At 49.8% G+C, this 924-nt stretch carries 1 protein-coding gene; it reads left to right on the top strand.

Annotation, left to right across the window (positions count from 1 at the left end):
• Positions 1–74 precede the first annotated feature (74 nt).
• Positions 75–903, top strand: a protein-coding gene (locus H2C83_RS17230) for an IS5 family transposase (protein ID WP_376766379.1) whose coding sequence is annotated in 2 segments (ribosomal slippage) — positions 75–425 and positions 427–903 — 828 coding nt in all. Because the reading frame shifts where the segments join, the coding sequence is not laid out codon by codon here.
• Positions 904–924 lie beyond the last annotated feature (21 nt).

Here is a 924-nt window from a genome sequence, read left to right as displayed (position 1 = left end):
TAGGGCGTGTCTGATGAATCCAACATGATTTCTTGCTAAAATGTTGTTAACAACAAGAGCAAGGAGATATCGTGATGAGACAGAGATATGAGATTACTGATGAGGCTTGGAAAAAGATCGAGCCTTTGTTGCCTACAAATGGGAAGCGAGGTGGTCAATGGAAAGACCATCGAACCATTTTGAATGGAATCCTGTGGAAGTTCGGAACGGGAGCTCCCTGGCGGGATCTGCCTGCTCGTTATGGTTCCTGGAAGACCTGCTACTATCGTTTTACGCGTTGGCAAAAAGATGGAACATGGGGTCGTTTGCTCAAGCATGTCCAAACTTACTCTCATGTGGATTGGGTTGTTTTCGTCGACAGCACGATTGTTCGGGCTCATCAGCACGCCGCAGGCGCGCCCAAAAAAGGGGGAGCCACGCTTCCAGAATGAGGCACTCGGGCGAAGCCGTGGAGGTCTGACGACCAAAATTCACCTTGCTTGTGACGGGAAAGGTCGTCCGCTTGCTTTTACTCTCACTCCTGGTCAGCAACATGACTGCACCCAATTGCAAGCTTTGCTCGACTCCATTTGCGTTCCACGTATCGGAAAAGGAAGGCCTCGCAAGAGGCCGGATCATCTGATTGCAGACCGTGGTTACAGCTATCCGTCCTGTCGTCGTTTTCTGCTTAAACGCGGCATTCCTCATACAATCCCGGAACGTAGGGATCAAGCTGAGCGCCGTTCCAAAAAACCGGGGCGTCCTCTCTCCTTCGATCAAGAAAAATATGCACGTCGAAACGTGATTGAACGCTGTATCAACCGTCTGAAGCAATGGCGAGGCTTCGCCACGCGTTATGAAAAACGGGCGGTTTATTTTTGTGCTGCCATCACCTTGATTTCTTTGATGATATGGCTCAATTAACTATTCACCAGACACGCCCTA

Source organism: Thermoactinomyces mirandus (genome assembly GCF_013868055.1).
Classification (GTDB): Bacteria; Bacillota; Bacilli; order Thermoactinomycetales; family Thermoactinomycetaceae; genus Thermoactinomyces; species Thermoactinomyces mirandus.
The sequence above is the reverse complement of the archived record's forward strand: the minus strand, read 5'-3'. Positions and strand labels throughout refer to the sequence as shown.